A 7,646-nucleotide genomic window follows, 5' to 3' on the forward strand; every position below is an offset into this window, starting at 1 on the left:
TTACTTCAATTATCTCGTATTGGAGCAAGGTATGAACCACACTCATTTCGAAGGTTTAAAGAAAAAAAGAAATATGCAATTCTCGTGGCATATCTTGTGACTCATAGTCAGGATTTAATTGACCAAGCAATTGAAATTCATGATCGACAAATGATGATCTTGCAATCAAAAGGACGTAAAACACAAGAAGAAATGCAAAAAGAAAATGGAAAAGCAGTGAATGAAAAAGTCGTACATTTTGCAGATATTGGTTCAGCACTTATCCAAGCACGAAATGAAGGGCTTGATCCATTTAATGCTATTGAAAAGATTATGCCGTGGGATAAAATTGTTTCTTCCGTCGAAGAAGCTCAAAAATTAGCCCGACCGATGGATTACGATTATCTAGATTTGTTAGAAAATCGTTTTTCTTATCTAAGAAAATATACTCCTACTTTTCTTAAGTCTTTTGAATTTCGTTCTACACAAGGTACAGAGCCACTATTGCAAGCCTTAAAGACGCTAAATGAAATGAATGAATCTGGTAAAAGAAAAATTCCAAATGATGCCCCGGTAGATTTTATTCCTAAACGTTGGAAGAAGCATGTTTATGGTGATGATGGAATAATTAACCGACACTATTACGAGATGGCTGCACTAACAGAGTTGAAAAATCATATTCGTTCAGGCGACATATCCGTAGTCGGTAGTAGACTTCATAAAGATTTTGAAGAGTATCTTGTTCCTAAAGAAGATTGGACAACAACTCGTCTTACGGATACTAAACTAGCCGTTCGTTCATCGGCAGATGAATATCTTGAGGAAAGAAGAAAGTCACTAGCTCAACGCCTTACATGGGTTTCAAATAATCTTGATTCTTTAGAAGGAGTAACTATCGAAAAGGCTAAGATCCGATTGGACCGTTTGGAGAAGAATACACCCGAAGAAGCGAGAGCTTTTAGCCTGTCTTTATATAATATGTTGCCAAGAATAAAGCTCACTGATCTTTTAATGGAGGTAGCACACTGGACAGGATTTGACGAAATGTTGATACATGCCTCAACCAATCGCCCGCCAAAGGGAGAGGAAAAAGTTGTTCTCATGGCTGCTCTCATGGCGATGGGAACTAACATAGGACTTACTAAAATGGCAGAAGCGACACCAGGAGTTACTTATCATCAAATGGCTAATGCAGCACAATGGCGTTTATTTGATGATGCTATAAGTCGTGCACAAGCGACATTAGTAAATTTTCAACATAAGCTTAAACTAGCTTCCTATTGGGGAGATGGAAGTACCTCTTCTTCTGATGGAATGCGCGTACAGGTTGGTGTTTCATCGTTACATGCCGATGCCAATCCACACTATGGGTCTGGAAAAGGGGCAACCATTTATCGATTTACCAGTGATCAATTTTCAAGTTTTTATACGAAAGTCATTAATACTAATGCTCGTGATGCTGTCCACGTTATTGATGGATTACTTCATCATGAGACAGATTTAAATATTGAAGAGCATTTTACAGATACAGCTGGCTACGCCGACTCAGTATTTGGATTGAGTCATTTACTAGGATTTCGTTTTGCACCAAGGCTACGTGATTTAGCTGACTCTAAGCTATTCACGATCCAAACGCCAAGTGAATTCCATAAATTAGAAAATATACTCCGTGGTCGTATTAATACAAAAATTATTCAAGAGAATTTCGATGACGTATTACGTGTAGCTCATTCTATTCGAGAAGGAAAAGTGTCCGGTTCACTTATGATGGGGAAATTAGGGTCGTATGCGAGACAAAATAAACTTGCAACTACTTTGCGAGAAATGGGGAGAATCGAAAAGACCATTTTTATTTTGGATTACATATCTAACGAAACACTACGCCGTCGAATTCAACGGGGACTAAATAAAGGAGAAGCGATGAATGGGTTAGCGAGAGCCTTATTCTTTGGAAAACGAGGTGAGTTGCGGGAACGAGGAATACAAGACCAGCTACAACGTGCAAGTGCTTTAAACATTCTAATTAATGCCATTAGTGTATGGAATACCGTTTATCTTACAGAAGCAACAAAACTATTGAAGGAAAAAGGGAATTTGAGAGAAGACTTACTTAAACATATTTCTCCATTAGGATGGGAACACATTAATTTTCTTGGTGAATACAACTTTGATGCAAGAAAAGTAACAAGTCTACATTCCCTACGCCCTCTTCTTCAATAATATTAAAGGCCGATGATTCCTTAGCGTAGGAAAAATCGGCCTTTTTACCTCGGAATTTCTCTTAGCGTATGTTTTCCGCGTTTTGTTGGTAGGACCCCAAGTAAAACTTATTATAGAAGGTTTTAGAAAAGAAACAAACAAGATGAACTATATAATTCAAAAAAGGAGTGTGCTTACAAATGAAAAATTGGGTTGATCTTCAGCAAGATATTTTAGAAGCTAAAGAACTATTTGGAGAATTTATCAGTTGGTTAGAAATTGCTTTCCGCTGGTCATTCTTTTCTGTGATTATTTTATTGATTGGCTGTGTAATTATCAAATGGCTTCTTCAAAAGAATAAGATGGTTGGAGAAATCACGTTTGGTATGTTAATTGGTTTTTGCTCAATGTGGATATTTGGTAGTTTTGTTATTTCATTTTTTGCATATACAAACTGAAGCTGTGCTTCAGTTTGTATATGGACATTATTTTTTCTATAGCAATTTCGTAGAATATTTGCATAGAATAGGTATTCCATGCAATTAGTTAACAAAATAACAGTAAAAAGGAAATGAATTATGGCAAATAACAGTAAAAAAATATTGCATAGAATTATTTATGCCAAAAAATCTGGAGGAGAGAATATGATTAACCAATTTGTAGAAGAAGCACTGAGAGGAAAATCAGAACAGACAATTAAGACTTATGTTCACTCAATTAAGCAATTTAGTGATTGGTTGGAAGGGGCTGGAGCAGATTTATCAAATTACGCGAGAAGCGACGTTCAACAATACATTGATTATTTAGTGAGTAGACGCAAGAGCCCAGCAACAGTAAATAAAATTTGGAATGCGATTAAGAAGTATAGCAAATGGTCTCAACAAGTGAATACAATAGAAGATATTTCGGTTGTTAAACCTACTAACTATAAAAATGAGGCCCCTAAAGCACTAGACAGGTTAGAATTGAATAGGTTGATACGAGAAATTGATAGAACTGAGAATAAAAGAGATATGGCTATTCTACAAGTATTGTTAAATACAGGTTTACGGCTTTCTGAATTGGTTGCCTTAGATATATCAGATATCGAAGTAAGTGAGAGAAAAGGTCAGGTTACTGTAATTAAAGGAAAAGGAAACAAACAGAGAACAGTTCCACTTAATAAAGAAGCACGAAGAGCATTAGTTAAATATCTTGAAGAAAGGTCTGACAATGAAGAAGCACTATTTCTATCAAATAGAGGTAAAAGAATAAGTGTTAGAACAGTGCAATATTTAATAGAAAAGCAGGGTTTCAATGTTCATGCTTTAAGACATACTTTTATAACAGGATTAGTTCGAAGTGGACAGGATATCAGCGTAATCCAATCTTTAAGTGGACATTCAAGCGCTGACATGATACTTAGATATTCTGCTCCTACTCCTGAGGACAAACAGATTGCAGTAGAAGAAATTTGGACTAGGTGACCTTTACTAGTTTTATTAATCATTAATATTTGAGATCAATTATTATAATGGCTAATAAAATTACTATAATACTTTGCCATAAATAAAGGGTTATGCTATTTCATATAGAAGTGTAGGTATATCAGGACAATTATTCCCCTTTAAAATCCTGAATGTGTTCCTCTCCAAGGTGTAACTTAGACAAATTTCTTTTGCTAGCCCTTTCTAGGACATAAAATGGTCAAACAGTAATTTTTGCTGTTTGACCATTTTTATTAAATATCAAAATGTGACAATTTTGTGAAAGGTTATCTATGAACGAACAATAATATCATTTCATAGATAAAAAGGCAGGGTTATGCAGATAATGCATTTTTAATCTAACTTGTATATTATTTTAATATAATTAAATATTTATCTACGATTTTGCCGCCAATTCAAATCATAGAGAAGTGGGTTTACAAGCGTATCAAGGGTCTTTTATAATCAAAATCAAGTTAGAAAATTATCTATTAACAATTTTTTTGCAAGGGGATTTGTTATATGAGAAAAATTTAGGGATTTAAAAAGGGGGAAGTTTTAATGGGAAAACCAACAATTTATATGAATTTTGATGATCAAAATTCAAAAACGCTTCTAGGTATAACAATTAAGGCAACTAAGATGTTACAACATATGGGAGATCAATGAGATAAAACAGTTGAATTATATAATAATGTTGCTAGCGCGGTAGAAAACATTATTATAAGTGAGGGAGAAATATATGAAGGTGGACTCGATATTATAGAAGAGTATGTAACCATCAGTAATAGGAGACGATAGCCCAAATAAATTCGTCACAGATATCTTATGACATACCGATTTGGTCTTTTGATAAAGGTGCTATACTACCTAAAAGTAAGGTAATTGCACTTTAAAGGAGGTGGTTAATAAAAGTAAAACATGATTGCTACTAACCGTTACTTATTGTTGCGTCATTGGCGTGGGCAACTCTAAGCAAAACTATTATTTGGTGTTATATAGGTGATTCTATTTATGGTAATTATATATTACCACGGAATCTCCTTAATGAAAAGGGGGAATTTTAGTGAAAAAAATAGCAGTAGGTTACTTTATGGTTAATTTAAATGAATCAAACTGGCAAGTTATAAGTGATATGTACAAAGCGCTTTACGAATATTGCAATAATAAGAACTACTCGTTACATGCTGTGTATCACGATATTAGTGAAGAATTAACTGAATATCAATTACTCAACGCTGCATATAGACCAACTTTCAAGGATTTTAAAAGAAGAGTATCAGAAGACAGAAGGATTGACCATGTTCTATTACCAGTACTTTCAGAGAGTTATTATGATGATGGATATGATGATTTATTGGAAGTTCCTCACTTTGGAAAAATCTCAATGTTTTATGTAAATAGTCCAGAGATTCCTGAGGAAGCATACGAATTTGATGGAATACCTTTCTAAGAGATTCAAGATGGATTTTGAATAAAAATATAGATTTAAAAAAGGAGGAGTTTTTATGTTGGAACAGTTAAAAACAGCAGTAGGATATGTAAGGTTTGCTTCATTAGAAGATGGAGGTTTGCAACGAAGTAATGCAATTGTAAATTATTGCACCAATAAAGGAATTCTAGTCGAAAAGATTCTTGATGATCGAGAAAGTGGATATTCTCCATTAGTAACGCGTAATGGTGGTTGTAAACTAATCGATTACGTCGATAGTGGAGAAATTGACTATATCATACTCTCATATTTGCATGAATTGAGTAGAGACAATGAAGAACTTTATCATTTCTTAAAATTATTGAAGGAAAAAGGGATTGAGTTGATTGTACTTTCATCAATAAATATTGAAAGAAGTTATTTTGAAAACCTTTTTAAAGATTTCGCAGATAGAGATTTTCAACTACCTAGACTAGAAAGAGGTTATTTATATGAATAACGATAAATTTCATGTTGGAGTAATTAATTCAAGTTTCGGGATTCAAATAGCGGGTGCTGATGTTTGCTTTAAAGAAGGTGAGGTAGTTTATATCCTTGCTGAAATTTATGATAAAGAAAATCCAGAATGCATTATGTGGTATGTAGTATTAAAACCTTTAAGTAAGGATTCATTAAGGATTAACTCAGAATTTGTCGATTTAATGTTCCTAGAGAATGTTCCTCGATTTCCACATTAGAATGAACTATGGCTTCACATACAAGTATAAGAAAAGTCCTGCGGTAATATGTCAAGTACCAAAATCTAAGGAATTGGAAATTGTAAGCCAACCAATACCTAAAAAAGACAATACTTAAGAAACCCAGTAAGATATTAAACCATTTACTGGAAAATATTGAAGGATTTAGGATGTTTTATCCTTTAGTTATTCACCTTCCTTCTTGGCGTGTAGACTTGATCGTTGCGTAGCAGCGCATCGACCAACCGCACAAGTTTTCTTGCCGTTAAGACGAGTGCTCTTTTGTGTTGATGCTTAGGAACCTCACGATATTTTTTCAGGTAGTATGCCCGAAATTCAGGTTCATTTCGTTGAACCGAGTTGGCAGCTTCAACAAGGTAATAACGAAGAAATCTATTTCCTGAACGTATCATTTTGGTTTCCTCAGCTTGGAACTTTCCTGATTGATTCTTGGACCATGTAAGTCCACTATATTTGGCAATGGAAGCTTGGTTATCAAAGCGATCAATTTGTCCAATTTCGGCTAAAATACCAGCGGTATAGACTGGGCCTATTCCTGGAATCGTCTGTAAGGTATTAGGGATACCTTCTAGAAGCTTTTGGATGGCTTTGTCAAGTTCTTTAATCTGTTTAGTTATACTACGGATGGACTCTATTGAAGTCCCTAATAATAGGTCGATAGAATCTTCCACACACTTTGATAATCGGTAGGAAGATCTCGCAGCCTTTTGAATGGATTTCGCCACACACTCGGCGTCAGTAAAGCGATTTTTGCCCTTATCTTGAAGATAATTCGCAAGTTCTTGAAGATCCATTGAGCTAATTTCATCTAAGCTATATTGTTCAAGAAATAGCTCTAACATGGCATTTCCAAAAACCGAACTATCCACTTCAGTCGTAAAGGAACTACACTTATAAAATAAGTGTTGCAGAAAATATTGCTTTTCTCGCGTTAGGTTGTGAACGAGATGATATCTCATTCTTGTCAACCTTTGAAGAGCAATAAATTGTTCCTGCATCACCGCCGTTAGTGGAAGACGTCCAAACCGTAAGCGATCTGCAATAATCCAAGCATCGACTTGGTCTGTTTTATCCAGGTCAACATATGACTCTTTAAATTTTTTAATTAGTTTTGGATTAATAGTAAAGACTGTTGTTTTAAATTCTTTAAGAGATTCATCCTCGTGAAAAAACATAGCAGGATGCCAACTATAGACTGAAGTGGCCTCCATCCCGATTTGAATCTCGGAAATTGAGTTACTTTGGGCTATCTTGACAATCTGATCTTTCAGATAAGATGCCCCAGTCAAATTGTTGTCAACAGTGAGAGCAGTTAATGCTTCTCCTTCAAAATTCATGACACAAGCTTTCATATCTTGAGAGCTAACGTCTATTCCAACAAATAATTTCATGGTGGCTAACCTCCTTTCAATCTAGGATCAAGGGAAGGACTCTTCGGGATATCCCCAGTGTACTTGTCGGTCAATCACCCTCGCGTATTAGAACTCACTTTGGTCCATGAGCTGCCTGGAAGCTGCAACTTCCAGCATGGGCTGCCAAAGGGAACAGCCTGCGGGTTAGAAGTTCGAACAAGGACTGGGGAGACAGACTTTTGTAGTAGTCAAAGCTACAGGAGATGATAGAAATCCCCCAAATGATCCTAAGACCATTATCTAGGGACATCACGAAAAGTCCACCCTTTGGAAAACTTTTTCAGATAGTGGGGGGCTAGCCCCCCACTATCTGAACTAACATCTATAGAATTATCAAAGAACAATATTTTAATTGGAAATTACCTCGAAAGAGGACTATAAACTTACTATACGAGGAGAT

General features: G+C 35.3%; 7 protein-coding genes. 6 read left to right on the top strand and 1 reads right to left on the bottom strand.

Annotated features, from left to right (window positions below):
* From ADJ83_RS16645 to ADJ83_RS16670, 6 genes are all read left to right on the top strand, one after another.
* Window positions 1-2,199, top strand: a 2,199-nt coding sequence (locus ADJ83_RS16645; protein WP_048718465.1) for a Tn3 family transposase, incomplete at its 5' end; no start/stop codon positions are given.
* Window positions 2,200-2,378: 179 nt separating this feature from the next.
* Window positions 2,379-2,636: a hypothetical protein gene (locus ADJ83_RS16650; RefSeq protein ID WP_031536982.1), complete on the top strand. Its 258-nt coding sequence runs from the start codon at window positions 2,379-2,381 to the stop codon at window positions 2,634-2,636.
* A 186-nt stretch (window positions 2,637-2,822) separates the two neighbouring features.
* On the top strand, window positions 2,823-3,644 hold the full coding sequence (locus tag ADJ83_RS16655; RefSeq protein WP_026675557.1) for a tyrosine-type recombinase/integrase: 822 nt from the start codon (window positions 2,823-2,825) through the stop codon (window positions 3,642-3,644).
* 1,066 nt (window positions 3,645-4,710) lie between these two features.
* A complete protein-coding gene (locus ADJ83_RS16660; RefSeq protein ID WP_031536981.1) occupies window positions 4,711-5,097 on the top strand; it encodes a hypothetical protein in 387 nt (128 codons plus the stop codon).
* Between the two features lie 55 nt (window positions 5,098-5,152).
* Window positions 5,153-5,575, top strand: a complete 423-nt coding sequence (locus ADJ83_RS16665) for a recombinase family protein (RefSeq protein WP_031536980.1) — start codon at window positions 5,153-5,155, stop codon at window positions 5,573-5,575.
* Window positions 5,568-5,813: a hypothetical protein gene (locus ADJ83_RS16670; RefSeq protein WP_026675560.1), complete on the top strand. Its 246-nt coding sequence runs from the start codon at window positions 5,568-5,570 to the stop codon at window positions 5,811-5,813. Before ADJ83_RS16665 ends, ADJ83_RS16670 begins: the two co-directional genes overlap by 8 nt.
* Window positions 5,814-5,995: 182 nt before the next feature.
* Here the strand turns inward: ADJ83_RS16670 and ADJ83_RS16675 are convergent, their stop codons facing one another.
* Window positions 5,996-7,225: an IS110 family transposase gene (locus ADJ83_RS16675; RefSeq protein ID WP_031540352.1), complete on the bottom strand. Its 1,230-nt coding sequence runs from the start codon at window positions 7,223-7,225 to the stop codon at window positions 5,996-5,998.
* Window positions 7,226-7,646 lie beyond the last annotated feature (421 nt).

This window comes from Bacillus sp. 522_BSPC (assembly GCF_001076885.1).
GTDB lineage: Bacteria > Bacillota > Bacilli > Bacillales > Cytobacillaceae > Niallia > Niallia hominis.

Excerpts from the sequence above, each read along its gene's own strand:
- ADJ83_RS16655 (WP_026675557.1), top strand. The coding sequence starts at position 2,823 with ATGATTAACCAATTTGTAGAAGAAGCACTGAGAGGAAAATCAGAACAG.
- ADJ83_RS16670 (WP_026675560.1), top strand. The coding sequence starts at position 5,568 with ATGAATAACGATAAATTTCATGTTGGAGTAATTAATTCAAGTTTCGGG.
- ADJ83_RS16665 (WP_031536980.1), top strand. The coding sequence starts at position 5,153 with ATGTTGGAACAGTTAAAAACAGCAGTAGGATATGTAAGGTTTGCTTCA.
- ADJ83_RS16650 (WP_031536982.1), top strand. The coding sequence starts at position 2,379 with ATGAAAAATTGGGTTGATCTTCAGCAAGATATTTTAGAAGCTAAAGAA.
- ADJ83_RS16675 (WP_031540352.1), bottom strand. The coding sequence starts at position 7,225 with ATGAAATTATTTGTTGGAATAGACGTTAGCTCTCAAGATATGAAAGCT.